The organism is Streptomyces sp. MBT53, assembly GCF_016654115.1.
Classification (GTDB): domain Bacteria; phylum Actinomycetota; class Actinomycetes; order Streptomycetales; family Streptomycetaceae; genus Streptomyces.
This window is the reverse complement of the sequence record NZ_JAEQAZ010000062.1, coordinates 21501-40428: the sequence shown is the minus strand read 5'-3', so window position 1 is coordinate 40428 and position 18928 is coordinate 21501. Positions and strand designations below refer to the sequence as shown.

18 protein-coding genes are annotated in these 18928 nt (G+C 70.2%); 6 read left to right on the top strand and 12 right to left on the bottom strand.

Translation table 11 applies throughout. The annotated features are described in order from the left end of the window. On the top strand, window positions 1-2173 hold a 2173-nt coding region (locus tag JHN45_RS23160; protein WP_201050461.1), incomplete at its 5' end, for an MFS transporter. A 95-nt stretch (window positions 2174-2268) separates the two neighbouring features. After that, the gene (locus JHN45_RS23155; protein WP_200714759.1) at window positions 2269-3090 is read left to right on the top strand and encodes a YceI family protein; all 822 of its coding nucleotides are present in this window, start codon (window positions 2269-2271) and stop codon (window positions 3088-3090) included. Window positions 3091-3112: 22 nt separating this feature from the next. Here JHN45_RS23155 and JHN45_RS23150 read toward each other — a convergent pair whose 3' ends face one another. Then, entirely contained in the window at window positions 3113-3910 is a 798-nt protein-coding gene (locus JHN45_RS23150; RefSeq protein WP_200714758.1) for an alpha/beta fold hydrolase, read from the bottom strand. A gap of 36 nt (window positions 3911-3946) precedes the next feature. Here JHN45_RS23150 and JHN45_RS23145 point away from each other — a divergent pair, with 36 nt between their 5' ends. Continuing rightward, complete coding sequence (locus JHN45_RS23145) at window positions 3947-4567, top strand: TetR/AcrR family transcriptional regulator (protein ID WP_201050460.1); 621 nt, start codon at window positions 3947-3949, stop codon at window positions 4565-4567. Window positions 4568-4590: 23 nt separating this feature from the next. Then, window positions 4591-5061 carry a PPOX class F420-dependent oxidoreductase gene (locus tag JHN45_RS23140; protein WP_200714756.1) on the top strand — a complete coding sequence of 157 codons (471 nt, stop codon included), beginning with the start codon at window positions 4591-4593 and terminating at the stop codon, window positions 5059-5061. Between the two features lie 9 nt (window positions 5062-5070). On the opposite strand, the gene JHN45_RS23135 is transcribed toward JHN45_RS23140, so the two are convergent. The 10 genes from JHN45_RS23135 to JHN45_RS23090 form a co-directional block, all read right to left on the bottom strand. Beyond that, window positions 5071-5838 carry a TetR/AcrR family transcriptional regulator gene (locus JHN45_RS23135; RefSeq protein ID WP_201050459.1) on the bottom strand — a complete coding sequence of 256 codons (768 nt, stop codon included), beginning with the start codon at window positions 5836-5838 and terminating at the stop codon, window positions 5071-5073. Between the two features lie 87 nt (window positions 5839-5925). After that, window positions 5926-7395 carry an MFS transporter gene (locus JHN45_RS23130; protein WP_201050458.1) on the bottom strand — a complete coding sequence of 490 codons (1470 nt, stop codon included), beginning with the start codon at window positions 7393-7395 and terminating at the stop codon, window positions 5926-5928. Between the two features lie 96 nt (window positions 7396-7491). Further along, window positions 7492-9735, bottom strand: coding sequence for a glycosyltransferase family 39 protein (locus tag JHN45_RS23125; protein ID WP_201050457.1), 2244 nt, complete (start codon window positions 9733-9735; stop codon window positions 7492-7494). Next, window positions 9732-11252, bottom strand: coding sequence for a bifunctional glycosyltransferase family 2/GtrA family protein (locus JHN45_RS23120; protein ID WP_201050456.1), 1521 nt, complete (start codon window positions 11250-11252; stop codon window positions 9732-9734). Before JHN45_RS23120 ends, JHN45_RS23125 begins: the two co-directional genes overlap by 4 nt. A gap of 13 nt (window positions 11253-11265) precedes the next feature. After that, a complete protein-coding gene (locus tag JHN45_RS23115) occupies window positions 11266-12921 on the bottom strand; it encodes a HAMP domain-containing sensor histidine kinase (RefSeq protein ID WP_200714751.1) in 1656 nt (551 codons plus the stop codon). Further along, window positions 12918-13658, bottom strand: a complete 741-nt coding sequence (locus JHN45_RS23110) for a response regulator transcription factor (protein WP_026179246.1) — start codon at window positions 13656-13658, stop codon at window positions 12918-12920. Before JHN45_RS23110 ends, JHN45_RS23115 begins: the two co-directional genes overlap by 4 nt. A 203-nt stretch (window positions 13659-13861) precedes the next feature. Next, entirely contained in the window at window positions 13862-14830 is a 969-nt protein-coding gene (locus JHN45_RS23105) for an amidohydrolase family protein (protein ID WP_236583978.1), read from the bottom strand. Window positions 14831-14860: 30 nt separating this feature from the next. After that, entirely contained in the window at window positions 14861-15352 is a 492-nt protein-coding gene (locus tag JHN45_RS23100) for a hypothetical protein (RefSeq protein ID WP_200714750.1), read from the bottom strand. Between the two features lie 41 nt (window positions 15353-15393). After that, window positions 15394-16293 carry a DUF2797 domain-containing protein gene (locus tag JHN45_RS23095; RefSeq protein ID WP_201050455.1) on the bottom strand — a complete coding sequence of 300 codons (900 nt, stop codon included), beginning with the start codon at window positions 16291-16293 and terminating at the stop codon, window positions 15394-15396. A 36-nt stretch (window positions 16294-16329) separates the two neighbouring features. Then, window positions 16330-16701, bottom strand: coding sequence for an HGxxPAAW family protein (locus JHN45_RS23090; RefSeq protein WP_201050454.1), 372 nt, complete (start codon window positions 16699-16701; stop codon window positions 16330-16332). Between the two features lie 83 nt (window positions 16702-16784). On the opposite strand from JHN45_RS23090, the gene JHN45_RS23085 reads away from it, so the two are divergent. Together JHN45_RS23085 and JHN45_RS23080 are read left to right on the top strand one after the other, a co-directional pair. Next, window positions 16785-17279, top strand: a complete 495-nt coding sequence (locus JHN45_RS23085; RefSeq protein ID WP_201050453.1) for a MarR family winged helix-turn-helix transcriptional regulator — start codon at window positions 16785-16787, stop codon at window positions 17277-17279. 172 nt (window positions 17280-17451) lie between these two features. Then, on the top strand, window positions 17452-17922 hold the full coding sequence (locus JHN45_RS23080) for a hypothetical protein (protein ID WP_201050452.1): 471 nt from the start codon (window positions 17452-17454) through the stop codon (window positions 17920-17922). Here the strand turns inward: JHN45_RS23080 and JHN45_RS23075 are convergent. Next, entirely contained in the window at window positions 17906-18862 is a 957-nt protein-coding gene (locus JHN45_RS23075) for a phosphotransferase family protein (protein WP_201050451.1), read from the bottom strand. The genes JHN45_RS23080 and JHN45_RS23075 overlap by 17 nt on opposite strands. Window positions 18863-18928 lie beyond the last annotated feature (66 nt).

Here is an 18928-nt window from a genome sequence, read left to right as displayed (position 1 = left end):
CGCGCAGAACCCGGCGATGCTGATCGGCGCCCGTGTCATCCAGGGCCTCGGCGCCGGCGGTCTGTCCGCCCTCGTCCAGGTCGTGATGGCCGCGATGATCGCCCCGCGCGAGCGCGGCCGGTACTCCGGCTACACCGGTGCCACCTTCGCCGTGGCGACCGTCGGCGGTCCGCTGCTCGGCGGTGTGATCACCGACACCTCGTGGCTCGGCTGGCGCTACTGCCTGTTCGTCGGCATCCCCTTCGCGCTGATCGCGCTCATCGTGCTCCAGAAGACGCTGAACCTCCCGGTCGCCAAGCGGAAGGTCAAGGTCGACTGGACAGGCGCCTTCTTCATCACCGCGGCGGCCTCGCTGCTGCTGGTCTGGGTGACGTTCGCCGACGACAAGTACGACTGGCTGTCGTGGCAGACGTACACGATGGTGGGCGGCACGCTCGTGCTGGCGCTGCTGTTCGTGTTCACCGAGACCCGGGCGAGCGAGCCGATCATCCCGCTGCGCCTGTTCCGCAACCGCACGGTCTCCCTCGCCTCGCTGGCCTCGCTCTTCGTCGGCGTCGGCATGTACTCCGGCACGGTCTTCTTCTCCCAGTACTTCCAGCTCGCCCGCGACAAGTCCCCGACGATGTCCGGCGTCATGACGATCCCGATGATCGGCGGCCTGTTCGTCGCGTCGATGGTCTCCGGCCGCTTCATCACGAAGACCGGCCGCTGGAAGGGCTGGCTGGTCGGCGGCGCCGTCTCCCTCACCGCCGGACTGGGCCTCCTCGGCCTGATGCGCTACGACACCCCGTACTGGGAACTGTCCATCTACATGGCCCTGTTGGGCATCGGCGTCGGCACGATGATGCAGAACCTGGTCCTCTCCACGCAGAACCAGGTCACCCCGAAGGACCTCGGCGCCGCCTCCTCCACGGTGAGCTTCTTCCGCTCGCTCGGCGGCGCGGTCGGCGTCGGTGTGCTCGGCTCGGTCATGTCGGGCCGGATCACGCACTACGCCAAGGACACCGTCACCTCGCTCGACCCGCAGTCGCAGGCCGCCGCCGCGAAGGCCGTCGGCAGCAGCGCGCTCCCCGACATGGACGCCCTCCCGAGCACGGTCCGCACCTGGCTGGAGAGCGCCTACGGCCACGGAATCGCCGACGTCTTCCTCTACGCGGCGCCCTTCGCCCTCATCGCCCTCGTCGTCGTCATGTTCATCAAGGAGGTCCCGCTGCGGACGTCCGGCGGACTGGCCCAGGCGGCCGAGGAGGCCGTGGGCGTGCTGGACGCGGCCGAGGTTCCCGCGCCGGAGCAGGAGATCAACACCCCCAGCTGGGCAGCCGCTTCCGAGCCTCAGACCGGTGCCGTAGCCACGGCGACCAGGGAGGAGACCGCACCCGTGACCACAGCCATGTCAGTCCCCGTGTCCGGTGGAATTCCCGTCCGCGGCTACGTCCGCGGCGCCGAGAGCGCGCCCGTCCCGCAGGCCGCCGTCACCCTGATCTCCCTCGGGGGACGCCAGTTGGGCCGCTCGGTCACGCAGGCGGACGGCTCCTACGCGCTGGACGCGCCGAGTGTCGGCTCGTACGTCCTGATCGCCTCCGCCGACGGCTTCCAGCCGCAGGCCTCCACGGTCGTGGTCAACGGCCCCGACCCGGTGTCGTACGACGTTCTCCTCAGCGGCACCAGCGGCCTCAACGGCCTTGTCCGGGCGGCCGATTCGGGGCAGCCGGTCAAGGACGCGATGGTGATCGTGACGGATGTGCGCGGGGATCTGCTGTCCAGCGGAATCACCGGTGAGCAGGGCGAGTTCGCGTTCGCCGAGCTGGTGCCGGGGGCGGTGACCGTCGCGGTGAACGCCGACGGGTTCCGGCCGCGCGCGCTGCCCGTCGAGGTCGGCGGCACCGGTGTCACCCGGGTCGAGATCGACCTCGACTCCGGCGCCCGGGTTCTCGGCGTGGTCCGCGCCCCGTACGGCCCGCTGGCCGACGCCCGGGTGACCCTCGTGGACGCGGCGGGCAACGTGGTCGGCACCGCCACCACCGGTTCGGACGGGGCGTACGCCTTCACCGACCTGAGCGGCGGCGAGTACACGGTGATCGCGACCGGCTACCCGCCGGTCGCCACCGCCCTCACCCTGAACGGCCGCGGAACCGACGGCCACGACATCGAACTCGCCCACCCCGGCGAATAGTTGATACCCCGGTCCGCGCAACGCGTCCCGAGCGGAGGCGCGTTGCGCGGACCGGTCCCCTTTGCAGGGCCGTACGGCGAGGAGTTGCAGGACACATGGGACTGACCGCGAAGATCCGTACCCGCGACGGATGGGCCGTGTCGCACGCGGTCGTCACGGTGACCGACCCGACCGGGGCGCAGGTGCTGCGGGCCGAGGCGGACGCGGAGGGGGCGGTGCGGGACCCGAACCCGATGGCCCCCGGTCCGTACACGGTGATCGTGACCGCCGTCGGGTACGCGCCCGCCGCCGCCACCGCGATCGTCACCGCGAGCGGCCGGGCCGAGGTCGGCACGGTCACCCTGGCCCGGCAGGGCGGCACCGAACTCCCGCCGCCCGGCCCCTGGACCGTCGACCCCGCGCACTCCACGGTCGGCGCGGTCGCCCAGCACCTGGGGATCTCCAGCGTGCGCGGCCGCTTCACCGACTTCGCGGCGACGGTCGAGATCGCGCCCGACGACATCGCCAAGTCCCGGGTGGAGGCGGTCATCCGGGCCGCGTCCATCGACACGGGCAACGGCATGCGCGACGACCACCTGCGGTCCGCGGACTTCCTGGACGTGGCCCGCCACCCGGAGATCACCTACCGCTCCACGGGCCTGTCCCCGGCGGGCTCCGACCGGTGGACGGTGCACGGCGACCTGACCCTCCACGGTGTCGTACGACCCGTCGACCTCGACCTCGCCTACCTCGGCACCGGCGCCGACCCCTGGGGCGGCACCCGGGCCGCGTTCCGCGCGACCACGGAACTGCGCCGCGAGGACTTCGCGATGAACTACAACCAGGTCGTCCAGGCGGGCATCGCCGCGATCGGCACGACCCTCAAGGTCGAACTGGACATCCAGACGGTGCAGGGGGAGTCGCTGCCTCGGGGGTGAGGACTCTCCGGGCCTGTGCCCGTCAGACGGCGGCGAGGCTGTTGAGCAGCCGGCCGAGCTCTGCCGGTGCCTGAATGTGGGCCAGGTGGCCCTGGCCGGGGAGTTCGTGGACTCCGGCGTGAGCGACGTGCTGCCGCACGTGGTCGAACGACGTTCCGTAGGGGGCCGTTCCGCGGTTGCTCTGCCCGATGACCAGGTCGACTTGATCTGCCTGTCGCGCCATCACCTCCGGAGGCGGCGCCGCGTTGAGCGCGCCGAGTTCGGCGTGGAGCGGACCGCTCAAGCGGCGCAGGATCGCCCAACCGTGCTGATCGGCCCGGAGATCCTCGACATGCGCGGCGGAGAAACCGGAGATCTGCCGATTGACGATCTCGACGCAGCGATCCCAGTCCGCCGTCTCCGCCGCGTGCTTCAGGTCCGGCAGCGCATGGCGTCCGAAGGGCCGCATCACCGGCTCGTAGGCGATGACCTGGGGTATCGGGCGGTCGTTGGCGGCCAGCAAGGTGATCGAGCCGCCGTAGCTCCAGCCGAAGAGCGCCCTCGTGCCGTCGAACTCGTCCAGGACCACGCCGAGGTCCTCGACCTCTGTCCGCAGTGAGTACGAGTTGGTCAACGGCCCCGAAGAGGCACGTCCCCGGCGGTTCACGACCACCACGGAGGGCCAGGCGTCGATGGCGCCCGCGACATGACGCCACGTATGCGCATCGCTCATCACGCCCGGGACGACGACGAGGCCCGGGGCATCCGGCTCCCCGTACACATCGACCGTGACCCAGCTGTCCCCGCCGACCGGCAGCCTTTTCTGTATCGTCCGCTCCATAAATCTATTATGGAGCGAACGATCTACAATGCAAGCGTGACCGAACGCCACCGTGGCCGCCCCCGAGCCTTCGACCGCGACCGTGCGGTCCTCGACGCCGCTCGCCTCTTCTGGCGGCGCGGCTACTCCGGCACCTCGACCCGCACCCTGACCGCGGCCCTCGGGCTCTCCACCTCCAGCCTCTACGCCGCCTTCGGCAGCAAGGCCGGGCTGTTCGAGGAAGCGGTGCGGACCTACGCCGAGCGTTACCGCGAGATCTACCAGCAGGCTGTCGCCGAGAACGACATCCGGACGGTCATCGAACGCATCCTCACCGACTCCGTCCACGAGTTCACCCAGCCGAACGACACGCATCCCGGATGTCTCATCAGCAGCGCCGTGATGACCGACAGCACGAGCACGCTCGACACCAGCACCTACATCGCCGAACTGCACAGTTCGAACGAGCGGGCCCTCCTCGTGCGCATCGAACGAGCGCTCAAGGACGGGGAACTGGCCGCGGGCACCGACGCAGCGGTCCTGACCGGGCTCGTCCAAACCGTCTGGCACGGACTGTCGGTGCGGTCCAACGTCGACACGGCTCGCGAGAACCTGCTCGCGACGGCACAACTCGCTCACCAGCTGATCTGCCGACACCTCACGTCACCGACGTCCTGACCCGCAACAACTAGGCTGCGCTCATGGCACCGAACATCGCGACCAACACCGCCGTCTCCCTGGACGAGTTGCTCGACTTCGTACGACCCCGCCACCGCGCCCTGCTGCTGACCCGGCGGGCCGACGGCAGTCCCCAGGCCTCGCCGCTGACCTGCGGGGTCGACGACTCCGGGCGGATCGTGGTCTCCACCTACCCCGAGCGCGCCAAGACCCGCAACGCCAAGCGGGACCCGCGGGTCACCCTCGTCGTCCTGAGCGACGAGTGGAACGACCCGTGGGTCCAGATCGACGGCACGGCCGAGGTCATCGACCCGCCGGACTCCGTCGAACCGCTCGTCGAGTACTACCGCAACATCGCCGGCGAACACCCGGACTGGGACGAGTACCGGGCCGCCATGCTGAAGCAGGGCAAGTCGATCATCCGGGTGACGCCGGAGCGGTGGGGACCGGTGGCCACGGGTGGCTTCCCGGCACGGCTCGCCGACGACAACTGACGCCCCTGCTCAACCCCGCTTCACCATCGCCTCGATGCCCGCCACCAGCAGGTCCAGGGCGAAGGTGAAGTCCCGTTCCATCATCTCCGCGACCGTGTCGCCGCCCCGGGCCGCCATGAGTTTCTTGGACTCCGCCGCGATCTCGGCGGTCGTCGGGGCCCCGTCGAACGTCGTCATCGCGTGCCGGAAGTAGTCGTCGGGGGTCATGCCGGTGTCGGCGACCCGGGCGAAGAAGTGGCCCTCGATCGTGCCGTAGCCGTAGACGAACTGGAAGACGGCCGAGATGGCGCCCGTCAGGCCGTGGTCCGGCAGTCCCGTGCGCCGGATCACGCGCTGGACGACCCGGGAGAAGGACAGGTTGTTCGGCCCGATGTTGAGATACGTCCCGGCGAGCGGCGACAGCCACGGGTGCCGGACCAGCAGGCCCCGGTACTCCGTTGCCAGCGTGCGGAGTTGGTCCCGCCAGTCCGCGCCGTCGGCCTCCGGATCGGGCAACGGCAGCTCGCCGAAGACGGCGTCCAGGGCGAGTTCGAGAAGGTCGTCCTTGGTGTCGACGTACCAGTAGACGGACATCGCCGTCACGTTCAGCTCGGTGGCCAGCCGCCGCATGGAGAACTTCGCGAGTCCCTCGGCGTCCAGGAGTCGTACGGTGGCGTCGGTGATGCGGGTGCGGTCGAGCCCGGAGGGTTGTCCCCCGCGCGCACTTCGAGGCGCCTTCTGTTCCAGCCAGACACTCGTGCGCGCGGAACGCCCTGACGACGAGCTTGTCTTGGCCATGACGCACCTTCCTCAAGATCCAAATCCTGGATCAGTCAACTTAGGGGCGCAAGGACTGCGCGACCAGCCACAACGCACCCGCAGACACTACTGAGCGACCACCACCCCCGAGTCTGCCCGCTCCGCCCGCCACAACAACGCAGCCGCAAGCAACCCTCCGGCCAAAACAGCAACCGCGCCGACGATTTGACTGGCCTCCAGCGCGGACGAGAAGGAATCGGTCACCCTCCTCCGCTCGGCCGCCGAAGTCGCCGCCGCCAGTCCCTCGGGCAAGGAGCCCGCCGCGAACCGCGAACTCAGCACCGCGCCGAGGACGGCAACCCCCAACCCGTTCCCGAACTCCCCCAGCGTGCCGTTCACGCCCGCACCGACCCCGGCCTTCTCCGGCGGGATCGCACTCATGATCGCGTGAGCCATCGCCGGATTCGCGATCGCCGCCCCCGCCCCGATCAGCAACAGCCCCGCCAGCGTCCCCGCGTACCCACCGGACGCGACCACCGCGATCGACGCCAGCCCCGCCGACATCAGCACCATGCCCAGCCCGATGGCCCGCGGAGCGCCCAGCTTCGCCGTCCACTTCGCCGCCAGCCCCGAGAAGTTGAGCGCGACGATCGCCAGGGCGAGCGGCGCCGTCCGCACTCCGGCCTCCAACGGGCCGTAGCCGAGGACGAATTGGAGGTGCTGGGTGAGGAGGAAGAGGGAGCCGGCCATGCCGAAGGTGATGAGGACGACTCCGGTGACCGCGCCCGTGAAGCGGCGGTCGCGGAAGAAGTCGAGGTCGAGCATGGGGTACGGGACGCGGTTCTCCCAGTACGCGAAGGCCGCAAGGAACAGGACCGCGACCGCCGCGAACAGCAGCACCCGCTCCGACGTCCAGCCGTGCGCGGGGCCGGAGATGATCGCGTAGACCAGCGCGGCCATGCCGACGGTGGAGAGCAGGGCGCCGAGGAGGTCGGGGCGGTCGCCGCGCGGGCTCTTGGACTCGGGGACCAGGGCGATCGCCGCGGCCAACGCCAGTGCGGCTACCGGCAGGTTGATCAGGAAGATCGCGCCCCACCAGAAGTGGTTGAGCATGAAGCCGCCGAGGAGCGGGCCGGTCGCGAAGCCGAGGGCGTTGACGGCGGCCCAGATGCCGATCGCCTTCGGCTGTTCCTCGGGGGTGAAGATCTGCATCACGACGGCGAGAGTGGTGGTGATGAGCAGCGCCCCGCCCACCCCCATCCCGGCCCGCGCGACGATCAACTGCCCGGTGGAGTCGGCCAGTCCGGCGATCAGTGAGCCCGCGCCGAAGAGGACGAGACCCGCGATCAGCATTTTCTTGCGGCCGTAGCGGTCTGCCGCGCTGCCCGCGGTCAGCAACAGCCCCGACTGTACGAGCGAGTACGCGTTGATCATCCACTGGATGTCCGCGGTGCTCGCGTCGAGTTCGCGGGTGAGCGAGGGGATCGCGACGTTCAGGACGGTGTTGTCGAGCAACACCGTCAACTGCGCGAGGCAGATGACTCCGAGGACGATCCAGCGCTGGGAGTGGCCCTGGAGGGCTGGGGAGGTCGACATGCTGTACACCGTAGAACAGTTCCTATACGGCGTACAACGGAGATACGAGCAGAGGCGGTGACCACGGGGTCACCGCCTCTGCTCAGTGGAGAAGGGTCAGCTGCTCGTCTTCTGCGTCAGGTCGTAGAAGGTGGCCGAACCGACCGTCACCTTCTTGTAGTTCTTCTCGACCCACGAGGTGATCTGCGAGGAGCTGCCGGTGCTGCTGCCGCCCATACCGGTGCCGCCCGAGATGAAGTAGTGGATCTTTCCGTCCGCCACGTACTTCTGGAACTGGGCCAGCGTCGGCGACGGGTCGGTGCCGTTGAAGCCGCCGATCGCCATCACCGGGTCGCCGGTGGCGAGTTGGTAGCTCGCTGCGTTCTGGGAGCCGATGGACGCGGCGACCCAGGTGTACTTGCCCGCGTCCGTCTGGAGCAGCTTCTTGGCCGCCGAGGTGACCGTCGCGCCGTTGAGCAGACCGCCGACGCCACCGCCGCCGCCCATGCCACCGCCGTCGCCGCCCATCTGGCCGCCGAAGCCGCCGCCCTGGTTCTGGGTGCCGGTGCCGCCACCAGGTGCGGTGCCCGTACCGCCGCCGGGCATCGTGCCCGTGCCGCCGCCGGGGAAGCCGCCGCCCTGGTTCTGGGTGGTGCCGCCGCCCTGCTGGCCGGGCATCGTGCCGGTGCCGCCGGTGCGGTTGCCGCCGCCGAAGCCGCCTCGGCCGCCGCCGGGACCGCCGCCGCCCATCATGCTCGCGCCGGCCGGACCGGCCGTCGGGATGGAGCCGGTGTGCGCCGAGTTGACCGTCGACATGGTGTACGCCGCCGGACCTGCCAGGCCCGCCACGATGCTCAGGCCGACCGCCGCGAGGGCGAGTTGGCGGCCGATCTTCGCGACGAAGATCAGGCCGAGCGCGCCCGCCAGGGAGCCGAGGAGGACCAGCCACTTCAGCCAGGGCAGGTAGTCGGGGGTGCGGTTGAGGAGGACGTAACCCCACACGCCCGCTGCAACTACCGCCGCCGCGAGGGTGATCGACGCCCAGATCTCGCTCCGCCGCTCCCAGAGGGAACCCGCGCCGATGCCGATCACGGCCGCGATGTAGGGGGCGAGGGCGATCGTGTAGTACTGGTGGAAGATGCCGGCCATGTAGCTGAAGACGACCAGGGTCGTCACCAGCGAGCCGCCCCACACCAGCATCGAACTGCGCCTGACCGACGTGCGGTTGAGCTTGCGCGTGGCCACCAGGCCCGCGACCAGGAGGATCAGCGCGGCGGGCAGCAGCCAGGAGATCTGGCTGCCGATCTCGGAGTTGAACATCCGGTCCCAGCCCGTGGCACCCCACTGGCCGGTACCGCCACCGCCACCGCCGCCTCCGACGCTGCCGGTCTCGTCGCCGCTGAGGCGGCCGAACCCGTTGTAGCCGAAGGTCAGTTCAAGGAAGCTGTTGTTCTGCGAGCCGCCGATGTACGGGCGCGAGGACGCCGGCCACAGCTCGACGATCGCGACCCACCAGCCGGCGGCGGCGACCAACGCGCCCGTCGCCAGGCCCAGTTGGGCGAACCTCTTCTTCACGCTCACCGGCGCGCACACCGCGTAGACGATGGCCAGCGGCGGCAGGATCAGGAAGGCCTGCAGCGTCTTCGACAGGAACGCGAAGCCGATCGCGACTCCGGCCCACACCAGCCACTTCGTACGGCCGTCCTCAAGGGCCCGGACGACGAGGTAGCAGGCCACCGACATCAGCAACGCCAGTGCCGCGTCGGGGTTGTTGAAGCGGAACATCAGCGCGGCGACCGGGGTGAGCGCCAGCACGGCGCCCGCGATCAGACCGGCCTCGGGGCTGTGCCGGCGGCGGACCGCCGCGTAGACGACCGCGACCGTGCCGACGCCCATGAGGACCTCGGGGACCAGGATCGCCCACGAGTTGAGGCCGAAGATGCGGACCGAGATCTCCATCGGCCACAGGAACGCCGAGGGCTTGTCGACGGTGATCGCGTTGCCCGCGTCCAGCGAGCCGAACAGCATCGCCTTCCAGCTCTTGCTGCCGGCCTGGACCGCCGCCGAGTAGAAGGAGTTGGAGTAGCCGGACGCGCTCAGGTTGTAGAGGTAGAGCAGGCCGGTCGCCAGGAGCATGCCCCAGAAGGCGGGGCGCACCCAGCGCGGGTCCTCGGGCCGGCCGCGCCACAGGCGGCGCCCGAGCGGCTGCTTGGGCTCACCGGCCTGGGGGGCCAGGGTGTCCGAGGGTGCCACCGGTTCGTGCACGGCCGTGTCTCTGGCACCGGCGTCACCGGTCGGCGCCCCCCAGGACGAGGGGCCGCCTCCTCCCGGATAGGTCGTCTGATCGGTTTCGGTGGTCATCGGGGGTCCCTCGGGTAGGTGTCGTGGGGACGCACCGGCTGCAACTGCATCGTCGCGTCCCTCCAGGTGCCGTCCGCGGCTTCACCGGCGCGGAACTGGGTGGTGGTGTCGTACGGCGCTCCCTGCTGAGGCTGGGGCTGCCGGTGGGGCAGCGGGCCGTAGGAACCGTGGTGCTGTGCGTGCTGTGCGTGCTGTGCGTGCTGGGGGGCCGCCGCCGTCGAATAGGTGGGCGACGAAGGGGAGTTGAGGGCCGCGAGCGTCGACTCGTCGGTGCTGTCTCCGTGGTCCGGGAAGACCCAGGCGCGGAAGAGCAGGAAGCGCAGGACGGTCGCGGCGAGGTTGGCGGCCACCAGGACCGCGAGTTCGGTGGAGTGCGCCGGGTTGCTGCTGGCCGCGTTCAGCGCCGCGAGGGAACCGCTGGTCAGCGCGAGGCCGATGGCGAAGACGACCAGGCCCTGTGCCTGGTGACGGACGGCTCCGCCCTTGCCGCGGACCCCGAAGGTGAGACGGCGGTTGGCGGCCGTGTTGGCGACCGCCGAGACCAGCAGCGCGAGCGCGTTGGCGATCTGCGAGCCGCAGAACTGCCGGAAGGCGCTGTACAGCACCAGGTAGAAGAGGGTGGAGAGACCGCCGACCACGCAGAACCCGACGAGCTGGCGGGCCAGCCCCTTGGGCACGTCCTTGATGTCACGGTCGCGGGGGTCGTCGCCGAAGGGGCGCGTGACACGGTCGAGCGGCAGCGAACCGGAGGCCAGGGCCTTGCCCACGCGCCACACTCCCTTCAGGTCCTCGGTCGCCGTCTTCACGATGTGGACCGTCGAGTTCGGGTCGTCGACCCAGTCGACCGGCACCTCGTGGATGCGCAGTCCGGCCCGTTCGGCCAGCACCAGCATCTCGGTGTCGAAGAACCAGCCGGTGTCCTCGACGAGCGGCAGCAGCGCCTGGGCCACATCACGCCGGATCGCCTTGAATCCGCACTGGGCGTCCGAGAAACGGGCCTGCAGCGAGCCGCGCAGGATCAGGTTGTAGGTCCGGCTGATGAACTCGCGCTTGGCGCCACGCACGACACGCGACGAGCGGGCCAGCCGGGAACCGATCGCCAGGTCGGAGTGACCCGAGATCAGCGGCGCCACCAGGGGGAGCAGCGCGTTGAGGTCGGTGGAGAGATCGACGTCCATGTAGGCGAGGATCGGGGCGTCCGAGGCGGACCAGACGGTGCGCAGTGCTCGACCGCGCCCCTTCTGCTCCAGCCGGAACGATTTCACCTCGGGGATGTCCGACTCCAGCCGCGCCGCCACCTGAGGAGTGGTGTCGATCGACGCGTTGTCCGCGATGGTGATGCGGAACGCGTACGGGAACGTGCGCTTGAGGTGCTCGTGCAGTCTGAGCACACATGGCTGGAGGTCCTTCTCCTCGTTGTAGACGGGGATCACTACGTCCAGGACAGGCGTACCGGCGTCTCCGGCCGGGAGGTGCTCCCGCGCCGGCAGGGTGCCGGGAGAAGAGTCGGTTCGCATGAACCGACTCTCCTCAAGCGCCCTGTTGCACCCATGTGGTGGCACTGTGCTGTGCCTGTGAGTGCGATTGCCAATTCGTTTCGGGCGCGGGCATGGGCGCGGCCGGTGCAAGCGCGGGCAGATGCACGGTGAACACAGTGCGTCCGGGAACGCTGTCCACGGTGACCGCGCCGCCGTGTGCGGTCGCGACCGCCTGCACGATGGCCAGGCCCAGACCGGTCGACCCGGTGGAGCGGGAACGCGCCGAGTCGCCGCGCGCGAACCGTTCGAAGACGTGCGGCAGCAAATCCGGCGGGATGCCCTGGCCGTTGTCCTCGACGTCCACGCACATCCACGGGCCGCGCCGCTGCACGCGGGCGGTGATCGTCGTACCGGGCGGCGTGTGCTTTCTCGCGTTGCCCAGCAGATTGACCAGCACCTGCTGGATACGGGCCGCGTCCGCCGACACGAGGGCGGGTTCGTCGGGCAGGTCGAGCCGCCAGTTGTGGCCCATGCCGGCCGCGCGCGAGTCGCTGATGGTGTCCACGACGAGCGGGATCAGGTCGGTCTGGTCGAACTGGAGCGGTCTGCCCGCGTCGAGCCTGGCGAGCAGGAGCAGATCCTCGACGAGGAGGGTCATGCGGCCCGCCTCGGACTCGATTCTCCCGAGGGCGTGCTTGGTGTCCGGGCCGGTCTGTTCGCGTCCGCGACGGGTCAGCTCCGCGTAACCCCGGATGGAGGCCAGGGGCGTCCGCAGCTCATGACTGGCGTCCGCGACGAACTGCCGTACCCGCATCTCGCTCTGCTGTCTGGCGTGCAGGGCGCCGTGCACATGGTCGAGCATCCGGTTGAGCGCGGCACCGACCTGGCCGACCTCGGTGTGCGGGTCGGTCTCGGACTCGGGGACGCGTTCGTTCAGGGTCACCTCGCCCGTGTGGAGCGGCAGTTCGGAGACCCGGGTGGCGGTGGCGGCGACGCGGCGGAGGGGGCGGGTGGCGACACCCACGAGGACGTAGCCGGCGATGGCCGCGGCCACGAGGCCCGCGGCGGTGACGCTGACCTCGACGAGGATCAGGGTGTTGATGGTGTTGGTGACCTCGGAGGTCGGCAGGGCGATGTAGAACGAGTCGCTGCCGTCTTCGCTCGTGGCGTACTGGACGCGGTACTCCCCGAGGCCCGGGATGTCCACCGAGTGATTCCTGTGGTCCTTCGCCACGGAGGCGACGGCCGCCTTCTGCGCCGTGGTGAGGGTGCCGGCGGCCATGCTTTCGAAGGCGCCGTTGGCGTCGCGCTTCTGCTCGGCGATGGCGGCGCTGACGATCTTGCCGTTCTGCACGTAAGCGGCGATGGTGTCGGGCTGCGTCGGGGGCTGGTTGGCGAACTTGGCGGCCTTGGCGCTCGCCGGCGTGGTGTCCTTCGGCGGCGCGTTGCCCGTTTTGCCATTCGGGTTCTGGCCCGCCCCGGGGAGCTTGCCGTCCAGGCGGTTGCCGACCGCACGCCTGGCGGCGTCGTCCACCTTGCCGTCCAGCTGCTGGTACAGGTGATCCTGCAGGGCGAGCGTCGTCACCGTACCGATCACCGCACACACCACCGCGATCAGCGTCACGGACGCGACGACGAGCCGGGTCCGCAGGGTGCGCGGCTTACCCGCTCGCTTCTTCTGCGCACGCGGCCGTCGTCGCCCGCTCATGAGGCCGCGGGCTTGATCAGGTAACCGGCACCGCGTCGAGTGTGGATCATCGGCTCACGTCCCGCGTCGATCTTCCGGCGGAGGTACGAGATGTAGAGCTCGACCACATTGGCCTGCCCACCGAAGTCGTACGACCACACACGGTCGAGGATCTGTGCCTTGCTGAGTACACGACGGGGATTACGCATCAGGAAGCGCAACAGCTCAAACTCGGTGGCGGTGAGGTGGATGCCCTCACCGGCCCGCGACACCTCGTGGCTGTCCTCGTCGAGGGTGAGGTCACCCACGACCAGCACGGAGTCCGAACGGCGGTCCGCCGCACCGGAGCGGCGGATCAGCCCGCGCAGCCGGGCCACGACCTCTTCGAGGCTGAAGGGCTTGGTGACGTAGTCGTCGCCGCCGGCGGTGAGACCCGCGATCCGGTCCTCGACCGCGTCCTTCGCGGTGAGGAACAGCACCGGGACGTCCGGCAGCTCACGGCGCAGCCGGCCCAGGACGGTCAGGCCGTCCATGTCGGGCAGCATCATGTCGAGGACGACGGCGTCGGGCCGGAACTCGCGCGCGGTCTGGATCGCGCCGGTTCCGTCACCCGCGCTGCGGATCTGCCAGCCTTCATAGCGAAGGGCCATGGACAGCAGCTCGGTGATCGACAGCTCGTCGTCCACCACAAGCACTCGGACGGGGCTCCCGTCCGGCCTCAGCAGTTCGGTGCGCCCCTGGGGCGAGGTCGTGGTCATGGTGGACACGTTGTCGTGGTCCTCTTAGAGCACGCTTTCTAGAGTCTGTGATTTTCCTGAGAAACACACAGGGGCCTCTCAGGGAACGCCTTGGAATCTCTTGCCCAGGACTTATCCCGTCCCGCACACGGATCCGGCGGACCTGTGCGTTCCGCCCGTGCCGCCTCGGTCTCCCCTGTATCCCCCCAACCTCCTTCTCTCCCTCACAGTCCGGCGCCCAGCCCGAACAGCTCCGCCCCGTTGTCGTGACAGACCGCCCGCAGCCAGTCGTCCCCGAGGCCCAGTCGCTCCAGGGCGTGCAGCTGGTGCAGGTACGGATACGGGATGTTCGGGAAGTCGCTGCCGAGTAGAACGCGGTTTCCCAGGGCGGCCAGCCGGGGAAGGGCGCGGGGCGGGAACGGGGCGAGGCGTTCGCTGAAGTCCGTGAACGCCATCGTCGTGTCCAGCCGCACCTCCCCGTACCGCTCGGCGAGGTCGAGGAAGTCCTCGTACTCGGGCATCCCCATGTGCGCGACGACCAGCCGCAGCCGCGGGTGTCTTGCCAGCACCCGGCCGATCGGCTCGGGCCCGGTGTGCTTGCCGGGGGCGGGTCCCGACCCGCAGTGGATCACGACCGGTGTCCCGGACTCGGCGAGCAACCCCCAGGCGGGGTCGAGGAGTTCGTCGGCCGGGTCGTACGCCCCGACCTGCACATGCGCCTTGAAGACCCGCGCGCCGGACTCCAGCGCTTCGCGTACGTAGTCCTCAACTCCCTCTTCCGGGAAGAGAGTCGAGGTGTGCAGACAGTCGGGGGTGCGGGCGGCGAAGTCGACGGCCCAGCCGTTGAGCCAGCGGGCCATGCCGGGCTTGTGCGGGTAGAGCATGGCGGTGAAAGCGCGTACTCCGAACTCCCTTATCAGCGCGACCCGTTCGTCCTCCTCCTTCCGGTAGGTGATCGGCCACTCCAGCGCTCCGCCGGTGGAGGGCCCAAGCGCGTCGAAGTACCCCCAGACCTTGCGCAGCACCCGCTCGGGCATGAAGTGGGTGTGCACATCGACGAGACCGGGGAGGCCGAGCCGTCGCCAGAACCTCCGCACCGACTCCGCCTCGGTCACACCGACCGTCTCGGCGGCCACTCCGACCGTCTCGGCAGCCGCGTCGGCTTCACCGGCTTCACACCCTTCACTGTCCATTTCCATAGGGGACCCCACTCCTGCCCATCGCTATCGAACCGGCCCCTGCTCGTCCACATGGAAGGCGGGCGTCCCCAGAAACACATCGGCGGTCACCGGCCCGTAGGCGACGTTGAACGTGTCCAGCCAGTACGACCAGTCCCGCACACCGGCCGCGCTGCTGAAACGGTAGTTGAGCTGCCACCGGACCCACTGCCCCGGCACGAGCCGCACCGCGGGAGGCCGACGCGCCCTGGGCGGCAGCCCGTACAGCGGGTCCACGCGCGGGAACACCCGCAACCGCCCCTCGGCCTCCCGGAGTTGGACCGCGACCTGCTTCCGCTCCGCCCGGCCGTCGTGCGGCGTGAAGTCGTCCTTCTCGTGCATCCGTACCGTGTGGATCATGTGAACCGCGTGGGCCGGCGACGCCATCCCGTCCGGCAGCGGGAATCCGACCGGGGCCGCGTTTCTGCGTGCGGCCGCCTCGCCTCCCCGTGACCGCTTCGTCCAGGACGTGCGGACCCACTGAACGGTCACCTCCATGACGACTCCTCCCTGTCCCCTTCCCGTTCCCTTCCCCATCCTCAGAACAGCCCTTCCTGGACCCCCGGCGCTTCCCTCCTGAACTCCCTCACCGGCACGGTGAATTCAGCCGTCTCGCCGCCGGCCGGGATCAGCTCCCACCCCGTCATCAGCCGTGTGTCCAGAACGACCACGCCCCGCCCGGTCGCGAGGTGGAGATCCGGTCCCGCCGCCGCGAGCACCTCCCCGCTCACCACCCCGCCCGCGACCAGCCCGCCCACCTCGCCGACGGCGGACGGGAGGTCCGTGAGGCCGAACGCGTCGACGTGGTCCACGGGTCGGTACGGCTCGCGGTGGAGCGACTCCGGCCATTCGCGCAGCGCGAGGGCCCGGGCGTGCAGCTCGGCGATCTCGGCTGCGCGCTCCGCCGCCGCGCCCGGCAGCACGGAGCGGACGGCGCGCTTCTCGCCGTAGGGAATCCGGTCCGGTACCCGGAGTGCGGCGCGCAGCAACTCCTCCGAGCGCCGTGCCGCCATCAGTGGGCCGAGGCCCAGCCAGCTGAAGCAGACGGCGCCCTGCTCAAGCAGCCGCGCGGAGCCGCGTTCTTCGGCGGTGATGCCGACCTTGAGCAGGCCGGGGCCGAACCAGGCCAGATATACGTGGTACGGCCGCGGGTCGTCCGCGATCGTGTCCGCGGCCACCGAGTGCGCCCGGTCCAGCCGCGCGCACTCCTCGCACCGCGCTCCTGTGCTCCGCTCCGGCACGGCCGCACGCAGCGGGCAGGTATGCCCCCGTGCTCCCACGCATGTCCGCCCGCCCCCTTCCGCGACCTCGAAGGCCACCCGCTTCCCACGGGGCAGCGGGCTCCCGCGCCCGCCGTCCCACTTCAACTCGGGACCGCCCACCGTCCATCGGAGTCCCGAGCACTTCCACGTCCGTGGTGCCCGTGATGTCTGTGCCATCGCTCACGAGATTAGACGGCGCCACTGACAACGGCCTCAGCCTGCGGTTTCTCCGACCGGAACGGGCGGCTGCCGGGTCTCCTCCGTGCTCCCCTCCGCCGGCCGTCCCCGTCCCCGCCCCGCCAGCCGGCACCCGACACACCCGGCGTGCCCGGCCCGCGCCGACGTGTCCCGCACCCGCATCCCCCACTGCGCCCGGTCCCGCCGGCCGGGCGGCTTGCCCCAGCCGTTGAGGTGGAGCGCCCAGGTGACCAGGACGGCGACGACGACGATCCCCAGCCCGCCGCCGATCAGCGCGGCGGAGACCGTACACACCCCCACCCCGGCGACGGTCGTCCCGACGGTCGCGATGCCGCATCCGGTCCACCCGGCGACCGTATGTCCCTCGTCATACTGGTGTGCGCTCATGTGCCAGCCTCCTCAGGCCTCCGAGATCTCTCACGGTCTAAGAAGTTTAGAGTATTAATCTCTCACTAGCTAAGGCAATATCCATGCAAGCCAAGCCCCGCCCCGCCGCCACCCCGGCCCAGGCACTGGACGCGATGGACTCCCTCATCGCCACCGCCCAGCTCGGCCAGCAGGAAATGGCCGAACGGCTGGGCCTGAACGTCACCGACCTCCTCTGCTTCGCCTGCGTCCTGAAAGCGGGCGAGAACCTCCTCACGGCGGGCGACCTGGCAGAGCACGCCCACGTCACGACGGGCGCGGTGACCGGGATCCTCAACCGCTTGGAACGCGCCGGTTTCATCACCCGCGTCCCCGACCCCACCGACCGCCGCCGCGTCCGCGTGGCCTCGGTACCGGCCGCGGTGACCCGGGTCGTCGCGCTCTACGGGCCGTACTACGACCGCCTCAACGCCCAGTTCGCCGACTACTCCCCGGAGGAGATCGCCATACTGGCCGACTGGTTCGCACGGACGTCGACGCTGGCGCAGGACTACATCGAGGAACTCCGCGCGCGGGACAGGGAGAAGGACGGGGAGTAGGGCACGGAGAGCAGGGCACGGGGGGCAAGCCCGACCCCGTTGGTGTAGCAGGCTCCACCAACGGTTCGGGAGAGTGCTTCATCGTGCTCGCAGCCGTACGACGGCATCGTTGATCTCAGCCGGTCAGAAGGACCGGCGCAGGTCGAACGGCCGCCGTACGGAGGGAAATTCCATGACAACCGCTCCCGGCCCGTTCGCTTCCTTCGTCCGGTTCGTGGTGTGCGGCGGCGGGGTCGGGGTCCTGTCCAGCCTGGCGGTGCCGCTGCTCGCCACGCTGATGCCCTGGGTCGCGGCGAACGCGCTGATCACGATCGCGTCGACCATCCTCTGCACCGAACTGCACGCCCTGTTCACCTTCGGCACCGGGCGCCGTCCCGGTCTGCGTGAGCACTGGCAGTCGGCGGGTTCGGCGACGGCGGCCTACGCGGCGACGTCCGCCGCGATCCTCGTCCTCCACACCGTCCAGGCCTCCCCGACCATGCTCACCGAACAGATCGTCTACCTCAGCGCCTCGGCCCTCGCCGGCATCGGCCGCTTCCTGGTCCTGCGCCTGTTCGTCTTCGCCGACCGGGGCACTCCGGCCACCGTCGCGATTCCGGTACGGACGGTGCCGGCGGCGCCCGTGTTCAGCGCGGCGGCGTAAGCGGCCCGCGCCCCAACAGCCTTGCGCACCAACGGAAGTGGCCGTCGCTCCCGTCCGAGGAGAACAGGTCGTAGGTCGCCAGGGCGTAGGCGCGCTGGTAGAGGGCGAGCGTGTGCGGCGAGTGGTGAAGCTCCTCGGCGAAGAGGCGGGTGAGCGTGGTGGTGTGCGGTTCCGCGTACGGCCCGTACATGTCCCACACGGCGGCCGTCACCGCGGCCTCGAAGGCCGGGTCGCCCGCTGTCGTGAAGAACCCGAAGTCGAGTACGGCCGTGGGGGCGCCCGTGTCGTCGACATGGATGTTCGGCGGTACGAGGTCGCCGTGCACGACCGAGACGAACGGGCCGTCCGGCAACGCCACCAGGGACTCGACGGTCCGTCGCACGACGTCCGCGAGGTCGGGGACCCTGGCCGCGAGCAGGTCGCCGTGACGGCGGACGGCACGCCGGACGAGGGCGGCGAGCGCGTCGGGGAAGCGGGCGTGGCCCTCCCAGAGGGGGCGGTCGTCGCCCTGGACGGTGAGGCGGCGCATGGCCTCGGTGCCGGGTACGGCGGCCAGGACGCGCAGAACCGTCAGCAGGGCGTCGGTCTCCCTCGCGGGCAACTCCCGCGGCGGCGCAGCGACCGCCGAGTCGGCCCGCAGCGGTGCCCCTGCCAACTCGCGTTCATAGGTGACGAGGACGCCTTCGTGCTCCTCGACGGCGAGGATCTCCGGCGTGGCGAACGGCAGCGAGGCCGCGTGCTGGGCGATGTCGTCGTAGACCCGCCGTAAGAGGTCCGGAGCGGTCGGCCGGCGCCCGGTCCACACCTTGGCGACCGTCCCGTCGCCGAGGCGGTAGACGGCGCCCTCGACACCGGCGGCGAGCGGTCGGGCGGCTCCGTGACCACGGTCGGCGAAGTGGCGGACCCAGGTGGTGGAGTGCTGTTGACGGTGGGTGGTCATGGCAGAAGTAGAGCCGGGTCGGTCCGGGTGGAGGCGGTCATCCGCTCATCGACTGGCTAGCGTCTG

Bases quoted from the DNA above. Each gene is read 5' to 3' on its own strand.
- JHN45_RS23155 (WP_200714759.1), top strand. From the start codon at position 2,269: ATGGGACTGACCGCGAAGATCCGTACCCGCGACGGATGGGCCGTGTCG.
- JHN45_RS23110 (WP_026179246.1), bottom strand. From the start codon at position 13,658: ATGACCACGACCTCGCCCCAGGGGCGCACCGAACTGCTGAGGCCGGAC.
- JHN45_RS23130 (WP_201050458.1), bottom strand. From the start codon at position 7,395: ATGTCGACCTCCCCAGCCCTCCAGGGCCACTCCCAGCGCTGGATCGTC.
- JHN45_RS23075 (WP_201050451.1), bottom strand. From the start codon at position 18,862: ATGACCACCCACCGTCAACAGCACTCCACCACCTGGGTCCGCCACTTC.
- JHN45_RS23150 (WP_200714758.1), bottom strand. From the start codon at position 3,910: ATGGAGCGGACGATACAGAAAAGGCTGCCGGTCGGCGGGGACAGCTGG.
- JHN45_RS23115 (WP_200714751.1), bottom strand. From the start codon at position 12,921: ATGAGCGGGCGACGACGGCCGCGTGCGCAGAAGAAGCGAGCGGGTAAG.
- JHN45_RS23140 (WP_200714756.1), top strand. From the start codon at position 4,591: ATGGCACCGAACATCGCGACCAACACCGCCGTCTCCCTGGACGAGTTG.
- JHN45_RS23085 (WP_201050453.1), top strand. From the start codon at position 16,785: ATGCAAGCCAAGCCCCGCCCCGCCGCCACCCCGGCCCAGGCACTGGAC.
- JHN45_RS23120 (WP_201050456.1), bottom strand. From the start codon at position 11,252: ATGCGAACCGACTCTTCTCCCGGCACCCTGCCGGCGCGGGAGCACCTC.
- JHN45_RS23100 (WP_200714750.1), bottom strand. From the start codon at position 15,352: ATGGAGGTGACCGTTCAGTGGGTCCGCACGTCCTGGACGAAGCGGTCA.
- JHN45_RS23135 (WP_201050459.1), bottom strand. From the start codon at position 5,838: ATGGCCAAGACAAGCTCGTCGTCAGGGCGTTCCGCGCGCACGAGTGTC.
- JHN45_RS23105 (WP_236583978.1), bottom strand. From the start codon at position 14,830: ATGGACAGTGAAGGGTGTGAAGCCGGTGAAGCCGACGCGGCTGCCGAG.
- JHN45_RS23095 (WP_201050455.1), bottom strand. From the start codon at position 16,293: ATGGCACAGACATCACGGGCACCACGGACGTGGAAGTGCTCGGGACTC.
- JHN45_RS23125 (WP_201050457.1), bottom strand. From the start codon at position 9,735: ATGACCACCGAAACCGATCAGACGACCTATCCGGGAGGAGGCGGCCCC.
- JHN45_RS23080 (WP_201050452.1), top strand. From the start codon at position 17,452: ATGACAACCGCTCCCGGCCCGTTCGCTTCCTTCGTCCGGTTCGTGGTG.
- JHN45_RS23090 (WP_201050454.1), bottom strand. From the start codon at position 16,701: ATGAGCGCACACCAGTATGACGAGGGACATACGGTCGCCGGGTGGACC.